The sequence below is a fragment of the Pseudomonas sp. NPDC078416 genome (assembly GCF_050268485.1).
Taxonomy (GTDB): Bacteria; Pseudomonadota; Gammaproteobacteria; order Pseudomonadales; family Pseudomonadaceae; genus Aquipseudomonas.
Window position 1 is genome coordinate 102,601 of sequence record NZ_JBNNGV010000006.1, and the last position, 19,265, is coordinate 121,865.

A 19,265-nucleotide genomic window follows, 5' to 3' on the forward strand; every position below is an offset into this window, starting at 1 on the left:
CGCGCGCCGTAAGCGTTGGCGTTTGACTCATGACTCTTCGATGTCCAGCAACAGATTCTCCAGCGCCTCGCGGTACTCGCCCGGTTCCTGCCACAAGCCGCGCTGCTGCGCTTCGAGCATGCGCTCAGTCATGTCCCGCAGCGCGTCGGGGTTGTGCTGCTGGATGAACTCGCGGGTCGAGGCATCCAGCAGATAGGCATCGGCCAGCAGCGCGTATTGATGATCGTCGATCAGCTCGGTGGTGGCGTCGAAGGCGAAAAGGAAATCCACCGTCGCCGCCATCTCGAAGGCGCCTTTGTAGCCATGGCGTTTGACCCCTTCGATCCACTTCGGATTGGCCGCCCGCGATCGCACCACCCGGTTGAGCTCTTCCTTCAGCGTACGGATCTTCGGCAGATCGGGCTGGCTGTGGTCGCCGTGATAACTGGCGACCTTCTCGCCCGACAGGCTTTCCACCGCCGCCAGCATGCCGCCTTGAAACTGGTAGTAATCGTTGGAATCCAGCAAGTCGTGCTCGCGGTTGTCCTGGTTCTGCAGCACGGCCTGGACCTGGCTCAGCCGCTTGGCAAAACCATCGCGGGCCGGCGTGCCTTCGTCGCTGCCGCCGTAGGCGTAGCCGCCCCAGTTCAGGTAGACCTCGGCGAGGTCCTCGCGGCTCTGCCACAAGCGCCCGTCGATGGCGTTCTGCACCCCCGCGCCATAGGCCCCTGGCTTAGCGCCGAAGATGCGCCAGCCGGCCTGCTTCGCCGCTTGCTCGGCATCCACACCGTCGCGCAGCAATTGTTCGCGCTCCTGGCGAACGCGGGCGGCCAGCGGGTTCATGTCGTCGGGCTCGTCCAGCGCGGCAACGGCCTGCACCGCCGCATCGAACAGGCGGATCAGGTTGGCGAACGCGTCGCGGAAGAAACCGGAAACCCGCAGGGTCACGTCGACCCGCGGCCGATCAAGCAGGCTCAGCGGCAGGATTTCGAAGTCATCGACGCGCTGGCTGCCCGTCGCCCACACCGGACGCACGCCCATCAGCGCCATGGCCTGGGCGATGTCATCACCGCCGGTGCGCATGGTCGCCGTGCCCCAGACCGAAAGCCCAAGTTGACGTAAATAGTCACCATGATCCTGTAAGTGCCTCTCCAGTAACAGATTGGCTGACTGGAAGCCAATGCGCCAAGCCGTCATGGTCGGCAGGTTGCGGACGTCCACGGAGAAGAAATTGCGTCCGGTAGGCAGCACGTCCAGCCGACCGCGACTGGGGGCGCCGCTCGGGCCGGCGGGGACAAAGCGACCGCTTAGCGCGTTAAGCAGGTTCGCCATTTCGGCAGGCCCGCAGGCGTCCAGGCGCGGAATCACCACCTCATGCAGAGACTGAACAACCTCTGACAAGCCTTTGTTTTCGAAGCGATTACTGAGCGGTAATGCGCTGGCAATCTGCTCAATCATCTGTGCTGCCAGCAACTCCAGGCGCTCGCGGGTATCGCCCGTGGTGCGCCACGGATCAGTGCTCACCTCATGTAATGCCTGAGGTTTATCGCCGATCCATGGCGCGCCGAGATCACAGTCCAGCGGGTCGAAATCCAGCGCCAGCGCCTGACTCAACGCTCGCAACAGACTGGCCTGACCGCCGCGACCATCACCGCGAGGCACACGCACCATCGCCAACAGCGTGTCGATGCGCAGCCGCCCGGTGGGCGATTCGCCGAACACGTGCAGGCCGTCGCGGATCTGCGATTCCTTCAGGTCACACAGATAGGTGTCCAGACGCGGCAGCCACACGGCGGCGTCGTCCTCGCTGTTGGCATCCCCGTCCATCGCCAGTTCGCGGTCGATATGGGTTTCGCGCACCAGCCTGAGAATGTCCGTTTGCAGCTCCCGGGCACGGCGCGGGTCAAGCAGCTGCGCTTCGTAATATTCGTCGGCCAGCAGTTCGAGATCGCGCAACGGCCCGTAGGTTTCGGCGCGGGTCAGCGGTGGCATCAGGTGGTCGATGATCACCGCCTGGGTACGGCGCTTGGCCTGGGCGCCCTCGCCCGGATCGTTGACGATGAACGGGTAGATGTTCGGCATCGGGCCAAGGATTGCGTCCGGCCAGCAGTGCTCGGACAGGCCGACGCCTTTGCCCGGCAGCCACTCCAGATTGCCATGCTTGCCGACGTGGATGACGGCGTGGGCGCCATAGCGTTTGCGCAGCCAGAAGTAAAACGCCAGATAGCCGTGGGGCGGGACCAGATCCGGGTCGTGATACACCGCACTGTGGTCTACGTTATAGCCCCGCGCCGGTTGAATGCCGACGAAGGTCATGCCGAAACGCAGGCCGGCGATCATCATCCGCCCGTCGCGGCACATGGGATCGGTATCAGGGGCGCCCCACCGCGCGATGACGGCATCGCGATTGGCTTCGGGCAGGGCTTGAAACGCCGCCCTGTACTCGTCCATGGCCATGCTCTGATGGCACGGCCGTTGATCGAGGCTGTCCGGGTCGTTGGTGACGCCGCCGAGCAAGGCGTGGATCAGTGCGGTGCCGGTCTCGGGCAAGTCCTCGACCGGGTAACCCTGGGCCTGCATGGCCTTGAGAATGTTCAGCGCGGCCGCCGGCGTGTCGAGGCCGACGCCGTTGCCGATGCGCCCGTCACGGGTCGGGTAGTTGGCGAGAATCAGCGCCACCCGCTTGTCGACGTTGGCGGTACGGGCCAGCAGCACCCAGCGCCGGGCCAGTTCGGCGACGAAATCCATGCGCCCCGGCTGGGCGCGGTAGCAGACCACGTCGGACTGGCTGCGCTCGCTGTGCCAGGCCAGGTCCTTGAAGCTGATCGGCCGGCTGATGATGCGCCCGTCCAGTTCCGGCAACGCGATGTGCATGGCCAGATCGCGAGATCCCAGGCCTTGGGCGCTGGCCTGCCAGGCGGGTTCGTTGTCCTGGGCACAGATGGCTTGAATGACCGGGATGTCCCGGCGAAACGGCCGTACATCCGGCGCGTCCGGGCTGGATTGGGCGAAGCCGGTGGTGTTGAGAATGACCTCGCAGTCCACCTCGTCGAGCCAGTCCTGTATCGCGCTCATGCAGCCGGCTTCCTTGAGGCTGGCGACGGCAATCGGCAACGGGTTCAGGCCCTGGGCCGACAAGCGCTCGCAGAACACATCGATGAACCCGGTGTTCGCCGCTTGCAGGTGGGAGCGGTAGAACAGCACGGCAGCGACCGGCTGATCCGTGCGCCAGTCGGCCTGCCACCGGGCCAGGTCGGCGTTGGCGTTCTGCGGGTGGTAAATCACGGTGCGCGGCAGGGTCTGCGGCTCGACCCACGGGTAGTCGCCGCCCAGCCAGCGCGTGGCGATGAAGTTGAACAGCGACTGCGCGTTGTGCTTGCCGCCCTGACGCAGGTAATGCCAGAGCCGCTCGCGGTCTTCGACAGATTCCGTGCTGTGCGCGCTCAGCTCGGGGTCCGGCCGATCGCAGCCAGGGACCAGAATCAGCTTCACCCCTTTCGCCGCCAGTTCCACCAGCCGCTCGACGCCGTAACGCCAGTAGCCGATACCGCCGTGCAGGGAAATCAGGATGACTTTGGCGTGGCGCAGCACCTCGTCGACGTACAGATCCACCGATGCATGGTTTTGCACCTGCATCGGATTGGCCAGGCGCAGACTCGGGTAGTCGTCGGGCAGTTGCCGCGCAGTTTCGGCCAGCAGCGCCAGATTTGAGTCGGCGCTGCACAGGATCACCAGCTCGGCGGGCGTCTGGCCCAGGTCAGCAATGCTGTCGTCGGGAACGAAGCCGCCGGGCTGTGTACGCAGCAGGTGCATGGTTAGCCTTTGATCCCAGAGACCGCGTCACGCAATGAGACCGCGGCGCGCAATTGCGCTTCGAGCACGCCAGCGTCCAGTTCCTGGCCGATCAGCACCAAATGGGTTTCACGGGCTTCGTCTGTCTTCCAGGCGCGGTCGAAATGCTTGTCGAAACGCGTGCCGACGCCCTGCACCAGCAGGCGCATGGGTTTGCCGGGAATGGCGGCGAAGCCTTTGACGCGAAGGATGCCGTGCTGGACGACGGCCTGGGTCAGGGCATCGAGCAACAGCGATTCATCAGCCTGGGGCAGTGTGATGGAAATCGAGTCGAAGGCGTCATGGTCATGATCGTCAGCGTCGTCGCCTTCGTGGTGGTCGTGGTGGGTCTTGCGGCCATCGATGTGCAGCTCGGATTCCGCGCCCAGGCCCAGCAATACGCTGATCGGCAGCTGGCCCCTGTTCGCTTCGACGATTTTTACTGCCGGCGGCAGTTCTTCCGAGACTTCCGCGCGCACGGCGGCGAGCGCGTCAGCGTCGAGCATGTCGGCCTTGTTCAGCACGACCAGATCGGCACTCGCCAGTTGGTCGGCGAACAGCTCGTGCAGCGGCGATTCGTGGTCCAGGTTCGGGTCGAGTTTGCGCTGGGCGTCGACCTGATCCGGGAACGCGGCGAAGGTGCCGGCGAGCACGGCCGGGCTGTCGACCACGGTGATCACGGCGTCAACGGTGCAGGCGTTGCGGATTTCCGGCCACTGGAAGGCTTGCACCAGCGGCTTCGGCAGGGCCAGGCCCGAGGTCTCGATGAGGATGTGATCGAGGTCGCCGCGACGGGCCACCAGTTCCTGCATCACCGGGAAGAACTCTTCCTGAACGGTGCAGCACAGGCAGCCGTTGGCCAGTTCGTACACACGACCGACGGCTTCTTCTTCGGTGCAGCCGATGGTGCATTGCTTGAGGATGTCGCCGTCGATGCCCAGCTCGCCGAATTCGTTGACGATGACGGCGATGCGTCGGCCTTCGGCGTTGTCGAGCATGTGCCGCAGCAAGGTGGTTTTACCCGAGCCGAGAAAGCCGGTGACGATGGTGACGGGAAGTTTGGCCAGTGTTTTCATCGGTTGCCCTCAGGCATGCGGCAGGGCAACGAGGACGAAAACAGCGCAGGGCCGGCGGAAGCAGGCGCGCGGTTCGATTCGCCACCGGATCACCCCGCCCGGTTGTAGTGGAATTCCTCGGCCGCTTGCAGGCGGTCCGATTCGAGGCAGGTCTCCTGGCTCACGGCGGCCGGTCGCTGACAGGCATCGTCAGGCGACTGGCATTCATCGCGCCTTCCCGCTCGCGCAGTGGCTGTGCAATGAAGCTGTCCGTTTACAGTTGCGGGGGCAGCTGCGGCTTGAAACCGCATTCCCTTCTTAGCGCCGGTGGCCTTCATCCAGGCGGCCGGCGAACCTCAAGTGCGCAAGGCTACGCAGTGACTGGAAGTCGGTCAATCGCGCTGTTGCAACGATTGCTACGCCAATTTACGCATCGATCGCCGCATCCACTGATGCATGGACTGACGGGTCGATTGACGCGTGAAACAGCCCGTGGTCTCCTACACACCTTGTTACGGGTGCCCTTCACAGGGTGAAACGGGAAACCGGTGCGTGCAGACCTTCGGGTGTGTATCAGTCCGGTGCTGCCCCCGCAACGGTAAGCAAGTGAAGAATCAGATCCACTGTGTCGGCAACGACATGGGAAGGGGATTCTTGAAGGCACGACGGCTTAACGGCTGTTGCATGCGCCCCTCGCGAGCCCGGAGACCGGCCCGATAACGTTACCTAACAACCCGCGGTGGGCGGGCGCTGTTGATCGCTGCCGGCCTTCGCCTGCGGTGTCTTCGCGCCTTTCCGTCCGCTGAATCCACTTCAGAGGGAAGCGCCATGTCCATCAGCACACCCCGCCAGACGTCCGGCACCACCATCACGACGGTTGTTACCGCCACCCTGAGCCAGCGCCTTGTCGCCGCGGTCAGCGCGATGTTTCTCGGCGCGTTTCTGGTCTACTTCGCCGGCTTCTCCCATATCGATGCGGTGCACAACGCGGCACACGACACCCGTCACAGCTCCGCCTTCCCCTGCCATTGAGACCTGCCGCCATGTTCAAGCGAATCGCGCAAACGGCCGGGTTCACCGGACTGCTCGCTGCCCTGTTGTTGACGCTGTTGCAAAGCTTCTGGGTCGCGCCTTTGATTTTGAAGGGAGAGACCTACGAGAAAGCACCCGCCGTCGAAATGCACGAGCATGCCGAGGGCGCCATGGCCGGTCACGTCCATGACGAAGAGGCGTGGGAGCCCGAAAACGGCTGGCAGCGCGTGCTGTCGACCGCGGGCGGCAATCTGGTGGTGGCAGTCGGTTTCGCTTTGATGCTGGCAGCGCTGTACACCCTGCGTACGCCGATGAGCGCTAGAGAAGGCGTGCTCTGGGGATTGGCCGGTTATGCCGTGTTCGTGCTGGCCCCGACCCTCGGCCTGCCGCCCGAACTGCCCGGTACCGTCGCGGCGGACCTGACGCAGCGGCAGATCTGGTGGGTCGGCACTGCCGCTTCCACGGCTGTGGGCCTGGCGCTGATAGTGTTTGCTCAACACTGGCTGCTGAAGGCAGTGGGTGCAGTGATTCTGGTGGTGCCGCACATTGTCGGCGCGCCGCAGCCGGCGGTGCATTCGGCACTGGCCCCGGAAGCCCTCGAAGCGCAATTCAAGATCGCGTCGCTGCTGACCAATGCTGCGTTCTGGATTGCCCTGGGCTGGATCAGCGCCTGGCTGTTTCGTCGCAGTGATGCACCCGCGACGCGACCCGGTCTGAACCCCGCCCTGTGAATGATGTGCGCGATCGACAGCTGTGGGTGGTCGGCCTCGGCTGCCAGCGCGGCTGTTCGGCACTGGAGCTTCGGCAATTGATCGAAGACAGTTTGCCGGAGTGTCGGCTTGAACCGCAGGACATTGCCGCCCTTGCCTCGATCGACGGCAAGTCGGATGAAGCGGGGTTAACGGAACTGGGTCATGGGCTGGGCCTGACGATCGGGTTTTTCAGTGCGGCTGAACTGGCAGGTTACGAGACCCAGCTCAGCCATCGATCGGAGATCGCTTTCGAGCGCACCGGTTGCTACGGCGTGGCTGAAAGTGCGGCACTGGCAATGGCGACCCGTTTGACCGGCTCGCCGGCGACGCTGATCATCCCCCGCCGAAAAAGCCCCCACGCGACATTTGCGCTGGCGAGTGCACAGCGTGCCAACACGTGATAAGCGCTGGACGCGGGCTTTTAGTGGGACCGGCTTTAGCCGGGAAGGCGTCAGGCGTCACACATGCAAATGTGAGGGTGTACCTGCAGGCCCCTTCCCGGCTAAAGCCGGTCCCACGAAAGCAAAACAGAAGCTCAAATGAATTCCAATCAGGACACCCCATGACTGTTTTTTTCATCGGCGCCGGCCCCGGCGATCCGGACCTGATCACTGTCAAAGGCCAGCGACTGATCCGCATGTGCCCGGTGATCATCTACGCCGGTTCTCTGGTACCTGAAGCGGTGCTGGAGGGCCATCAGGCGGTTCAGGTGACCAACAGCGCTTCTTTGCACCTGGAGCAGATCATCGAGCTGATGAAATCCGCTCATGCACAGGGCCACGATGTGGCGCGGGTGCATTCCGGCGATCCGAGCCTGTATGGCGCCATTGGTGAGCAGATCCGCTGCCTGCGCGCGTTGCAGATACCCTTCGAAATCATCCCCGGCGTCACCGCCACCGCTGCGTGCGCCGCGCTGCTGGGCACCGAGCTGACGCTGCCGGGCATTTCCCAGAGTGTCATTCTGACCCGCTACGCGGACAAAACCGACATGCCCGAAGGCGAAGCCCTCGGCGATCTGGCCCGGCATCAAGCGACCATGGCGATCCATCTGGGGGTCAACAACCTCGGCAAGATCGTCGCCGAGCTGACCCCGCATTACGGCGCTGATTGCCCGATTGCCGTGGTGCATCGCGCCAGCTGGCCGGATCAGGACTGGGTCGCCGGCACACTGGAGGACATTGAGGAGAAGGTACGGACCAAGGGATTCCGCCGCACCGCGCTGATTCTGGTGGGTCGCGTGCTGGGCAACGACGTATTCAGCGAATCGTCGCTGTATCGCGCGGGCCATGCCCATCTCTACAGGCCCTAGCCGAACGATGCACCCGAAACCAACCCGATCTGCCTTTGATTCTGGCCGAAGGCCGTAGGAGCGCGCTTGGTCTGGGCCGCATCCGGACGAATGCGGTGGGTCAATCACTAGAGAATTGTCTGGAAAATTGCTTCGCGGGCAAGCGCGCTCCTACAGTGACCATCACCACCGTCACTCACCACGGCCCACAAAAAAGCCCCGAACTCGTCGGGGCTTGCGTGCAACGCGGTTACTTCTCAGTAATACGCGTTTTCTTTCTGGGTGTGGTCGGTCACGTCACGCACACCGGTCAGCTCGGGAATGCGCTCCAGCAGGGTGCGCTCGATGCCTTCCTTCAGCGTCACATCCGCCTGACCGCAACCCTGGCAACCGCCGCCGAACTGCAGAATGGCGATATTCGCCGCGTCTTCTTCAACGACATCGATCAAGGTGACCTGGCCGCCGTGACTGGCAAGGCCCGGATTGATCTCGGTCTGCAGGTAGTAATTGATGCGTTCGTTGATCGGGCTGTCGGCTTTGACCATCGGTACTTTGGCGTTTGGCGCCTTGATGGTCAGCTGGCCGCCCATGCGATCGGTGGCGTAATCGACGACGGCGTCATCCAGAAACGCTTCGCTGAAGGCGTCGATCCAGGCGGTGAAGCTTTTCAGGCCGATGGCCGTGTCTTCGGGTTTTTCTTCGCCCGGCTTGCAGTAGGCAATGCAGGTTTCAGCGTATTGGGTGCCAGGCTGGGTAATAAACACGCGGATGCCGATGCCGGGTGTGTTCTGCTTCTCGAGCAGATCGGCCAGGTAATCGTGGGCGGCATCAGTAATCGTAATAGCGGTCATGAAAATTCCTCGCAGACGTGGGGCGGAGTTTACGCCAATCAACTGCGCCTGACAAAGCCCTAGTGTTTTAGTCGGGTAAGTGACCCGACCACCACCCCGGCGACGGTCAGGACAGCGCCGCCTCCTTGCTCGCCCGTCTCTGGTCCAGCCAACCTTTCATGCGCCGGTACAAGCCCTTCTCGATCCACTCATAACTCAGCCACGCGCCCATCGCGATGACCGGCACACACACCGCAAACACCAGGTACGGGTTCAGACCATAACGCTCGCTGACCAGCCAACCCGCATACAGCACCAGCACGTGAAGCAGGTACACCGAGTACGAGCAGTCGCCCATGACTTTCAGCAAACGGTAGCCGCGCAGGTACGGTTCGAGGGAGATGCAGGCCACCACGATTACCGCACTCGGCAGGCCCCAGTTGATGATGCGCGGCGCCGGTTGCAGGTGGTCGATGGTGAACAGCGCAGCGCCGATGGCAATTAATGGCAGCCACAGCCGCTCGCTGATCCAGCCCCGGCGATACATCACGCCGACGAAAATGCCGAGCAGGAACTCATAAACGATGTCGTTGGCGTAGAACCGGCTGACCAGCCCCGAACGGCCGAGCACGTCGGTAATGGCGAACAGCGCCGCCGCCAGAATCAACGGGCGCAGACGTTGCTGAAACAGGAAGACCATGGAGAACAGCACGTAGAACAGCATCTCGTAATTCAGCGTCCAGCCCACGTTGAGGGTGGGATAGAGGCCGTAGCCGCCGGGGTTTTCCGAAGGGATGAACAGCAGCGACAGCACAAAGCTCTGCCAGTCAACGACTTGGTGGGGCAGCAGCGGCTGAGCAACGAGGACCAGCAGGCCCATCACCAGCGTGTAAAGCCAGTACGCGGGGACGATGCGAATGACACGGTTGAGCATGAAACGGCCGGCAGGAATATCTTTGTCCACCGTCGACAGGTAGATGACCAGACCACTGATGACGAAAAAAATGTCGACACCGACGGCGCCTTTTTCAGTGAAAAAGCGACCGACCGGCCCGCTCGGATGGAAGTCGAAAAAAATCTGCATGAAGTGGTGACACACAACAGCCCACGCGGCGAGCGCCCGCAGGGCCTGAACCGAAATCAACATCTGCAACCTCTTGCTTCGTCTGGATTGACCCTCGGTCCCACGCAAAAACAGAGCGGGTGTCGAAGAGCGACTCCCAACGTCCGACTTCATAAGTTGCGAAAAGGTTCGCCCTCACTGACGGGCTGCATAATGGCTGCGCGCCATGTATTACAAGGGTTTCAGCGTTTCAAACAGCGTATGCGGGGCTGACACCTGAAGCAGCGTTTCGCAAAACCCGTAGGAGCCGGCTTGCTGGCGAACCCGTCTGGCCGCTCGCTGCGGTGTTGGATGAAATGCCGCTTTCGCCAGCAAGCCGGCTCCGACAGGTCGATAACGATGTTCGCTCAAGCCATGCAATCAGAATGCGCCCCGATCAGAAAGAATCACCCGATTAACATGAACAGAATTCATGTAAATCCCGGAATGATTTAAATCCGCGCAGGTTTGCTATTATTTCGCACTTTTCAGCGCCACCTTATTTTGTACTTCTTCGTCCGGGTAACCTCATGTCAGATCGCAGCGCGCGTCTTCAAGCACTCCAGCAGGCTCTTCAACAGCGAATCCTGATCCTCGACGGCGGCATGGGCACCATGATCCAGAGTTATCGACTGGAGGAAGAAGACTACCGCGGCAAGCGCTTCGCGGACTGGCCGAGCGACGTGAAGGGCAACAACGACCTGTTGATCCTGACCCGGCCCGACGTGATTGGCGCAATCGAAAAGGAATACCTCGACGCCGGCGCCGACATTCTTGAAACCAACACCTTCAACGCCACCCAGGTGTCCCAGGCCGACTACGGTATGGAAGCGCTGGTCTACGAGCTGAACGTGGAAGGCGCGCGCCTGGCCCGCCAGGTCGCCGACGCCAAGACCCTGGAAACCCCCGACAAGCCGCGCTTCGTCGCCGGCGTGCTCGGCCCGACCAGCCGCACCTGCTCGCTGTCCCCGGACGTCAACAACCCCGGCTACCGCAACGTCACATTCGACGAACTGGTGGAGAACTACACCGAGGCCACCAAAGGGCTGATCGAAGGCGGTGCGGACATGATCCTCATCGAAACCATCTTCGACACCCTCAACGCCAAGGCCGCGATCTTCGCCGTTCAGGGCGTGTTCGACGAGCTGGGTTTCGAGCTGCCGATCATGATTTCCGGGACCATCACCGACGCCTCCGGCCGCACCCTCTCCGGCCAGACCACCGAAGCGTTCTGGAACTCGGTGCGCCACGCCAAGCCAATTTCCGTGGGCCTCAACTGCGCGCTGGGCGCCAGCGAGCTGCGGCCGTATCTGGAAGAGCTGTCCAATAAAGCCGAAACCCACGTGTCGGCCCACCCGAACGCCGGCCTGCCCAACGAGTTCGGTGAGTACGACGAAGCCCCGGCAGAGATGGCCAAAGTCGTCGAAGAGTTCGCCCAGAGCGGCTTCCTCAACATCGTCGGCGGTTGCTGCGGCACCACGCCGGCACACATCAAGGCCATCGCCAACGCCGTCGCGCCCTATGCGCCGCGCCCGATTCCGGAAATCCCCAAGGCCTGCCGCCTGTCGGGTCTGGAGCCGTTCACCATCGATCGCAGCTCGCTGTTCGTCAACGTCGGCGAGCGCACCAACATCACCGGTTCTGCCCGCTTCGCCCGCCTGATCCGCGAAGACAACTACACCGAAGCCCTGGAAGTCGCCCTGCAGCAGGTCGAAGCAGGCGCCCAGGTGATCGACATCAACATGGACGAGGGCATGCTGGATTCGAAGAAGGCGATGGTGACCTTCCTCAACCTGATTGCCGGCGAGCCTGACATCTCTCGCGTGCCGATCATGATCGACTCGTCGAAATGGGAAGTCATCGAAGCCGGCCTCAAGTGCATCCAGGGCAAGGGCATCGTCAACTCGATCAGCATGAAAGAAGGGGTCGAGCAGTTCATCCATCACGCAAAACTGTGCAAGCGCTACGGCGCGGCGGTGGTGGTCATGGCCTTCGACGAAGCCGGTCAGGCCGACACCGAGGCGCGCAAGAAAGAAATCTGCAAGCGCTCCTACGACATTCTGGTCAACGAAGTGGGCTTCCCGCCGGAAGACATCATTTTTGACCCGAACATCTTCGCCATCGCCACCGGCATTGAAGAGCACAACAACTACGCCGTCGACTTCATCAATGCCTGCGCCTACATCCGCGACGAGCTGCCCCATGCGCTGACCTCCGGCGGCGTGTCCAACGTGTCGTTCTCGTTCCGTGGCAATAACCCGGTGCGTGAGGCGATTCACTCGGTGTTCCTGCTGTACGCGATCCGCAACGGCCTGACCATGGGCATCGTCAACGCCGGCCAGCTGGAGATCTACGACCAGATCCCGGCCGAACTGCGCGACGCGGTGGAAGACGTGGTGCTCAACCGCACGGCGGAAGGCACCGATGCGCTGCTGGCCCTCGCCGACAAGTACAAGGGCGACGGCTCGGTCAAGGAAGCGGAAACCGAAGAGTGGCGCGGCTGGGAGGTCAACGAGCGGCTCAAGCACGCGCTGGTCAAGGGCATCACCACGCACATCGTTGAAGACACCGAGCTGTCGCGCCAGTCTTTCAAGCGCCCGATCGAGGTCATCGAAGGCCCACTGATGGCCGGCATGAACGTGGTCGGCGACCTGTTCGGCTCGGGCAAGATGTTCCTGCCGCAAGTCGTTAAATCCGCTCGCGTGATGAAACAGGCCGTGGCGCACCTGATCCCTTTCATTGAAGAAGAGAAAGGCGACAAGCCGGAAGCCAAGGGCAAGATTCTCATGGCGACGGTCAAGGGCGACGTCCACGACATCGGCAAGAACATCGTGGGTGTGGTGCTGGGCTGCAACGGTTACGACATCGTCGACCTCGGCGTGATGGTGCCGGCGGAGAAAATCCTGCAGGTGGCCCGCGAGCAGAAGTGCGACATCATCGGGTTGTCGGGCCTGATCACGCCGTCCCTGGACGAAATGGTTCACGTCGCCCGCGAAATGCAGCGTCAGGACTTCCACCTGCCGTTGATGATCGGCGGCGCGACCACCTCCAAAGCCCACACGGCGGTGAAGATCGAACCCAAGTACAGCAACGACGCGGTGATCTACGTCACCGACGCTTCCCGCGCCGTGGGCGTGGCGACGCAGCTGCTGTCCAAGGAGCTGAAAGCCGGCTTCATCGAGAAGACCCGCGCCGAATACGTTGAAGTGCGTGAGCGCACCTCCGCCCGCAGCGCCCGCACCGAGCGCCTGAGCTACGGCGCGGCCATCGCCAAGAAACCGCAGTTCGACTGGGCCGGCTATCAGCCGGTGAAGCCGACGTTCACCGGGGTCAAGGTGCTGGAAGACATCGACCTGAACGTGCTGGTGGATTACATCGACTGGACGCCGTTCTTTATTTCCTGGGACTTGGCCGGCAAGTACCCGCGCATCCTCACCGACGAAGTGGTGGGCGAAGCGGCCACTTCACTGTTCAAGGACGCCCAGGAGCTGCTGCGCAAACTGATCGACGAGAAGCTGATCCGCAGCCGCGCCGTGTTTGGCTTCTGGCCGGCCAATCAGGTCGATCACGACGACATTCAACTGCTCGACGACAACGGCGCGCCACTGGCCAAGCTGCATCACCTGCGCCAGCAGATCATCAAGACCGACGGCAAACCGAACTTCTCCCTGGCCGACTTCGTGGCGCCCCAGGGCAGCGGCGTGACCGATTACGTCGGTGGCTTCATCACCACTGCCGGCATTGGCGCGGAAGAGGTGTCGAAGGCGTATCAGGACAAGGGCGACGACTACAACGCGATCATGGTCAAGGCCTTGGCGGATCGGCTGGCCGAGGCCTGCGCCGAGTGGCTGCACCAGCAGGTGCGCAAAGAATATTGGGGTTATGCCCGCGACGAACAGTTGGGCAACGACGAGCTGATCAAGGAGCAATACACCGGCATCCGCCCTGCCCCGGGCTACCCAGCCTGCCCGGACCATACCGAGAAAGGCGTGCTGTTCGACCTCCTCGACCCGGCCCAGGGCGACGGCAAACCCGGCGTCAGCGGCGTGTTCCTGACCGAGCACTACGCAATGTTCCCGGCGGCGGCGGTCAGCGGCTGGTACTTCGCCCATCCTCAGGCGCAATACTTCGCCGTGGGGAAAGTGGACAAGGATCAGGTGGAAAGCTACACGGCGCGCAAGCAGCAGGATTTGAGCGTGACCGAACGCTGGCTGGCGCCGAATCTGGGGTATGACGAGTAATCACGGCCCAGTCATTTTCGGCCGAGCGGGATTCGGCCAATGCCGGGCCTGTAGGAGTTGGCTTGCTGGCGAACCCGATCTCGCAGACGCCGTTGCGGTGTCTGCACGACCGCATTCGCCAGCAAGCCGGCTCTTACAGTGGATTTGCGCTGCGTCTATTCCGAGGCCCTGCGCACAATGTGCAGGAGCCGCTTGCTGTGAACCCGATTTAGCACCCCCGTTGCCTCGCCTGATCCGGTGAGAGTCCACATACTGTTCAGGCCGAACGCTTATCCAGGCACTCGCTGGCTGTGATTTTCACTCCACCGCAAACATTTATCCTGCGGTTGCAGGATCAACGTCAGTTGGTTGAACAGATGAATGTCGGCGTACTGCGCGAAGAAGCGGCTGAGCAGTTCACCAAACAGGCAGATGTCCCCTTCCCCGGCAAAATTGCCCGCCTCCAGCGTGACTTCGATGTCCACACCCCGCAGCAGAAAACCGCCCTCAAAGCGTTGGATCAGGTGATGGCGAACCTCGATGATCGACTGCAGCCGTCGCCGGTTCAGCTCGTTGTCGGTCCAGTCGTAAAGCGCCAGCGTATTGCGCAAGACCTCGGCACTGTCCAGCAGCGGCAGAAAACTTGAGCCCAGGTGACTGAGCACACGCCAATGAAAGCGGTCTTTGTCGGGGGCGTAACAGGGCATTGTCGGCGCGCACAGGTTGCGCACCGTCAATGTCCGCCGACTCGACTTCGCAGGCTGGTCCAGCACCGTCTCCGCCAACGCCATCCGCGGCAACTGACCGTTGGTGCCCGTCAACTGCAGCGTCAGGCGGTGTGCCGGGTTCGAGCGGTCCTGCTCGAAACCGTCTCCCCCGAGAACCAGCCATGTGTCGTGGGACCCATCCGGCGCGCGTTTGAGCCGGGTATGGAAATAGCGCTCCGGAGCGTCGTCACGCAGCATTCCGCCCCGGTGCTGAAAATGGGTGAAGGGCACATACTCATGCCGCGCATCACGCTTGCCCGCGATAACGCTGTCCACGGAGTAGATTTCCGCGTCGGCATCCTCCACCTGCACCGGCCGCACCCGGTAATCGGTCTGTAAGGGGTCGAGGGCCAGAGGGTCCACCTCCAGGGCAAACAGGTTAACGACCGGCACGGCGTGAAGACGAACATGCTCAGCACTGAGCGCAAACCCGCGGGGCCAGGGTTGATCAAGGACCACCTCGAGCTCGAACGCCTTGGTGTGGGCCTCGAACTTCACCTGCTCCAGCCCATGGAGCGTGACGAACATGAACTTCTCGGGGAAGCTGAAGTACTCCAGCCATAGCGGGCAGCCGCTGAAACGCTCATCGCCCTGAGGCCAGAGACGGTCGTTGGGACCAAAGCCGCTGGGGCCGAAACCTCCCTCGATCTGCTCGCGTTCAGCGTCGCCCTTGCGCACATAGACCTTGCGGGCATTGAGTGTCAGCGCCTGATGCAGCGCGCTGGCGACGGGAGCGCTGGCGTTCAGGTACAACGGCAGTTGGCGCAGGTCCATCGTGTCCCATTGCAACAGCTTGCCCCGGGAGAAACGCAGCCTGATCACCGAGCGGCCATCCACCTCCTGTCCAACCTCCACGGCATCGAGGGACAGCGCACGCAGCGTCAGGTCCTGAGTGGTGGTGTAACGGCAGCGAGTCCCCTGTGGGCCGACCGGCCGCGAGCGCACCTCGAAGCCTTTGCGCAGGGTCTCGCAGGTCTTCATCTCATGGATGTCAGGCGAGAACTCAACGATCGACAGCGACGGAATCATGCGCAGATACTGCGGCCTGACCAGCCCGACCAAGCCCTCGGTCAATTCCGGCAAATCGTCGTCGAGCTTTTCCCGCAGTCGCCCCATGAGAAACGCAAAGCCCTGGAACAGCTGCTCGACCGCGGGGTCCTGCGCCCCGGGTCTGTCCAGATTCAACGCGGCGGCGCGGTCGGGAAATGCTTCGGCGTATTCTTTAGCCGCTTCGCGCAGGTAGCGCATCTCGGCGTCGAAGTAGGCCAGCGTCGGGTTGTCCTTGCTCATGGCAGATGTCCTTGTCCTGGATGTCTCGGGTGTTGGAATACATCATCCCCGCTTAGCCGGCGGTGGCTTCCGGCAACGAGGTGATTAATGCGCAGCCACACTCACAGAGGTCGCCGTTAAACGCGATCGGCACGCCGTCTTCGCTGTAGCCTGAGTTGCCCTGGGCAATGCGGGTGGTGCCATGGCCTGGCAGCGGGCAAAGCACGATGTCGCCTACGCGTGCTGCGCCAATGCCTTCGAAGATCATTGCGTCCGAGCCGGTTTTGACGATGCCGCCGCCGGTGATGGTGTCGCCGATGCGGATGATGCCTTTCATGGTTTGCACCTTCATAAAAAAGATAGAGCAATATATTGAGATAATTATCGCAGGCTACTTACGTGCACGCTTTCTCCTGACGCATAAAGCACTTCATACTCGCTAAACTTTCAGTCATTCCATACCTTGGCCTAGGCGAGTATTCAATACTTCGTAGCGCCGAGTATAGTTGGATACTTTATAGTTCTCGCCATCACTATGAATGTAGAAAACCCCACTTTTCTCATATGCATAGAGGTCGACCGAAGCCGCACCTGTAAAACGACGCACCCCTCCATAAGGACTAAAGTAAAAGACATCTTCCCCAACAATAGTCACTACCCCTTGCTCACGAATCGACCTCAAAATACGCTGCTCAGACCAGCAGGCACTGCTGACGCCGCTTGAGAAAACCTTACATGGAGGCAAAATCCTTAGCCCATTGAAGTCGATCTTTCCGACATTACGAGCCCCAACGAATGAAGATTTACCGCTCCTCGATATATTGAATATCTTCCAGCGCTCATCTGTCCCGAAAGGAAAGACAACAGTTAAGTCATTAGGGTCAGCCCCCGGCAACCGCTCACCATCAAAATAGACTGCTTCACTGGTGAGGTCATATCGCATGATCTGCTCGTGCTGCCATCTGAGGTTTCCTTCTAGAGGCTGCGCAAGCGGCTTGTGATCTGGGCGAAACCATCTCGACCTTTTTATTGCGTACGAATTGGCGACAGTAAGCTCATCCGACGCTCTGGAGAGTTCGTATAGAACCCCACCGGTATAAATATACTGGCCCAACTTATCAGAAAATGTGAACATACCCGAAGAAGATTTGTTTTTAAAAAGAATTGCGCCGTCCGCACTTAAAAAAATCAAATCCTTACCTATCGACCCAAACACACCTCTATCACGATCCCCGCTGAGCAATTTCGTTAGATCATAAGAGAAACATTCGCGAGAATTTTCTGGACATTTTGAAGGCTTAATCAAGCGGAATTTAGCCAAGTCAATTTCACCAAATTCCACCCCTTGCACAAACGTCATCTTTCCAGCGCGAGCCACGTTGATGAAGCTCCACTCTTCTTCATTGCCGAAAGGAAAAATCACTTCAAAGTCATCCGGATCAACGTGCTCCATCAAATAACCTTTATAATAGACACCACGTTGACCTATAGCGTAGTTATTGAATTGCCTTTTTTGCCATTCCAAAGGGACGGAACTCCGACCCTCTAATATCTTGAATGATGGTGAATACGTCTCTACTTTTATTAACGTTCGATGTTCTACTGTGCGAGCGTACCCATCCCGCTGCATCCAGCACTTGAAACTTATAAGATTTCCACCAATCGCACCCGGACCTTGTCCGCAGCCAAACTCAGGGGCATAGTTTTGGTGCTCCCAATATACCTCACCCTTTAAAACCCTATAGTGGGATGCAAGCGTCTGGTCATAGGTTGAGCAACTGCGGATAGGGGCATCCCACCGGTTCTCCCGCTCTTCACAGACCGGCACTTCGCTGTAGCGCTCGAAAGACTCTATGGCGAGCCACCTTATTGCGAACAGCATTAATGGCACCATCAAAAACCATTTCTTCATGCCAGCCTCCACCAGACCCGTACCGGGCCTTCGTGCTCGCTCTTGGCAAGCGGCCAGATTCGGTCACGGTAGTAGCGCATGCGCTCGACAGGGAAAACGTCTCCTTGCTCGAAGTGACGAACAATCGGCTGGCCGTCGGGGGTGTGCAGCTCCCGGTGAACGACCACCTGCCACCAACCGCTGACCGGGCACTTGGTCCCGGCGACGCATTGATCGGCTGACAGGTCTGCCTGGCTGAAGCCCTTGGCGCCCGGCATCGGTCTGCCGGTGGCAGGGTCGAGCTTCAGGTCCTGGGTCAGGCGCTGAATTAACTCCGGCGAAGGCTTTTCAGGCGGGACATTGGCTTCGCGGGCTTCCAGCCATTGGAGCTTGCCGTCCCACGGCGGCAGTTTGGCCGGGGGCAGCGGGAGGATGTCGTTGATTTCGGGGACTTTGGGGTGGGCGTAGGAGTAGTCGGCGAGGATGCTCCAGATTTTGTTGTAGCGCTCGGCCCGCTCAGCGTCTTTCTGCTGACCTAGATAATCCAACTTATTCGCTGGCTCAGGGCCTGAAAATCCTCCTTCTAAAAAACTAGCTGAAGTTGAATCACCTGCAGCGACCCCGAGTTGAAAGACCTCAAGCGCTTCACCGTATTGCTTGGTGTATTTGAGATCAACGCCTAGCGCGCGAGCGGCTCGCCCCTGCCCTTGCTCAGCTGCGCAATGACGCATCTGTCGCGCGACGTCCGGGGCCCTGCTACTGGGAGCAAGCGCATCACCGATTTCGTATTGGGCTTGCGCACTACCCTCGTCAGCGGCCTTGCGCAGATAGCGCAGTGAGATTTCCATGTCCTGCTTGAGATCGGCGATACCGTTTTTTAGAAACGCCGACACAAAGTAGTAACCCGTGGCTACGTTTGCATCGATCAGGTCTTGACTGAAGCGCAGGTGTTCGTGACCCCGCAGTTTGTATTTCCCGCGCAGGCCTCCGTTCTGCAGGTTGATATTGGCCTTCGGATGACCATTCTCAGTGGCGATCCGGTAAAGCCGGGCGATTTCAAGGTCGATATCCGGGTCTTGTTTCAGCTGATTGTTTTTCTCCAGCCAACGGGCGTATTGAAACAGCACATCGCTGTCAGGACTCGCCAGAGGTAGCGCTTCGTGTTTGCAGGTAAAGGCCAGGTTGTCCTTAATGGCAGCGAGGGATTTCATGTGGATGTCCTTGTCCGGTGGTGGTAAGCCGTTGCCGC

General features: G+C 60.9%; 13 protein-coding genes and 2 riboswitches. Of the genes, 5 read left to right on the top strand and 8 right to left on the bottom strand.

Annotated elements, in window-relative coordinates:
• Positions 1 to 27: 27 nt before the first annotated feature.
• Positions 28 to 3,792: a cobaltochelatase subunit CobN gene (gene cobN, locus ACQKEN_RS09155; RefSeq protein WP_427685186.1), complete on the bottom strand. Its 3,765-nt coding sequence runs from the start codon at positions 3,790 to 3,792 to the stop codon at positions 28 to 30.
• Between the two features lie 2 nt (positions 3,793 to 3,794).
• Positions 3,795 to 4,886, bottom strand: a complete 1,092-nt coding sequence (gene cobW, locus ACQKEN_RS09160; RefSeq protein ID WP_427685187.1) for a cobalamin biosynthesis protein CobW — start codon at positions 4,884 to 4,886, stop codon at positions 3,795 to 3,797.
• Positions 4,887 to 5,014: 128 nt separating this feature from the next.
• A riboswitch (cobalamin riboswitch) is annotated at positions 5,015 to 5,239 on the bottom strand.
• Between the two features lie 125 nt (positions 5,240 to 5,364).
• A riboswitch (cobalamin riboswitch) is annotated at positions 5,365 to 5,596 on the top strand.
• A 97-nt stretch (positions 5,597 to 5,693) separates the two neighbouring features.
• Between cobW and ACQKEN_RS09165 the strand changes: the two genes are divergently transcribed.
• From ACQKEN_RS09165 to cobM, 4 genes are all read left to right on the top strand, one after another.
• A complete protein-coding gene (locus ACQKEN_RS09165) occupies positions 5,694 to 5,897 on the top strand; it encodes a CbtB domain-containing protein (protein WP_427685188.1) in 204 nt (67 codons plus the stop codon).
• 11 nt (positions 5,898 to 5,908) lie between these two features.
• Positions 5,909 to 6,628, top strand: coding sequence for a CbtA family protein (locus ACQKEN_RS09170; protein WP_427685189.1), 720 nt, complete (start codon positions 5,909 to 5,911; stop codon positions 6,626 to 6,628).
• A complete protein-coding gene (locus ACQKEN_RS09175; protein ID WP_427685190.1) occupies positions 6,625 to 7,050 on the top strand; it encodes a cobalamin biosynthesis protein in 426 nt (141 codons plus the stop codon). Before ACQKEN_RS09170 ends, ACQKEN_RS09175 begins: the two co-directional genes overlap by 4 nt.
• Before the next feature lie 161 nt (positions 7,051 to 7,211).
• Positions 7,212 to 7,958 (top strand): precorrin-4 C(11)-methyltransferase, encoded by a 747-nt coding sequence (gene cobM / locus ACQKEN_RS09180; RefSeq protein ID WP_427685191.1) that lies wholly within the window; start codon positions 7,212 to 7,214, stop codon positions 7,956 to 7,958.
• A 236-nt stretch (positions 7,959 to 8,194) separates the two neighbouring features.
• On the opposite strand, the gene nfuA is transcribed toward cobM, so the two are convergent.
• Positions 8,195 to 8,788: a Fe-S biogenesis protein NfuA gene (nfuA, locus tag ACQKEN_RS09185; RefSeq protein ID WP_427685192.1), complete on the bottom strand. Its 594-nt coding sequence runs from the start codon at positions 8,786 to 8,788 to the stop codon at positions 8,195 to 8,197.
• A 106-nt stretch (positions 8,789 to 8,894) separates the two neighbouring features.
• Positions 8,895 to 9,914, bottom strand: a complete 1,020-nt coding sequence (locus tag ACQKEN_RS09190) for an acyltransferase family protein (RefSeq protein ID WP_427685193.1) — start codon at positions 9,912 to 9,914, stop codon at positions 8,895 to 8,897.
• A gap of 485 nt (positions 9,915 to 10,399) precedes the next feature.
• Here ACQKEN_RS09190 and metH point away from each other — a divergent pair, with 485 nt between their 5' ends.
• A complete protein-coding gene (gene metH, locus ACQKEN_RS09195) occupies positions 10,400 to 14,110 on the top strand; it encodes a methionine synthase (RefSeq protein ID WP_427685194.1) in 3,711 nt (1,236 codons plus the stop codon).
• Positions 14,111 to 14,379: 269 nt separating this feature from the next.
• On the opposite strand, the gene tssF is transcribed toward metH, so the two are convergent.
• The 4 genes from tssF to ACQKEN_RS09215 all read right to left on the bottom strand — a co-directional run bounded on the left by tssF (position 14,380) and on the right by ACQKEN_RS09215 (position 19,227).
• A complete protein-coding gene (gene tssF / locus ACQKEN_RS09200; RefSeq protein WP_427685195.1) occupies positions 14,380 to 16,146 on the bottom strand; it encodes a type VI secretion system baseplate subunit TssF in 1,767 nt (588 codons plus the stop codon).
• A 52-nt stretch (positions 16,147 to 16,198) separates the two neighbouring features.
• Positions 16,199 to 16,462 carry a PAAR domain-containing protein gene (locus tag ACQKEN_RS09205; RefSeq protein ID WP_427685196.1) on the bottom strand — a complete coding sequence of 88 codons (264 nt, stop codon included), beginning with the start codon at positions 16,460 to 16,462 and terminating at the stop codon, positions 16,199 to 16,201.
• Between the two features lie 114 nt (positions 16,463 to 16,576).
• The gene (locus ACQKEN_RS09210) at positions 16,577 to 18,037 is read right to left on the bottom strand and encodes a hypothetical protein (RefSeq protein WP_427685197.1); all 1,461 of its coding nucleotides are present in this window, start codon (positions 18,035 to 18,037) and stop codon (positions 16,577 to 16,579) included.
• Positions 18,034 to 19,227, bottom strand: a complete 1,194-nt coding sequence (locus ACQKEN_RS09215) for a DUF6396 domain-containing protein (RefSeq protein WP_427685198.1) — start codon at positions 19,225 to 19,227, stop codon at positions 18,034 to 18,036. Before ACQKEN_RS09215 ends, ACQKEN_RS09210 begins: the two co-directional genes overlap by 4 nt.
• Between the last annotated feature and the right edge of the window lie 38 nt (positions 19,228 to 19,265).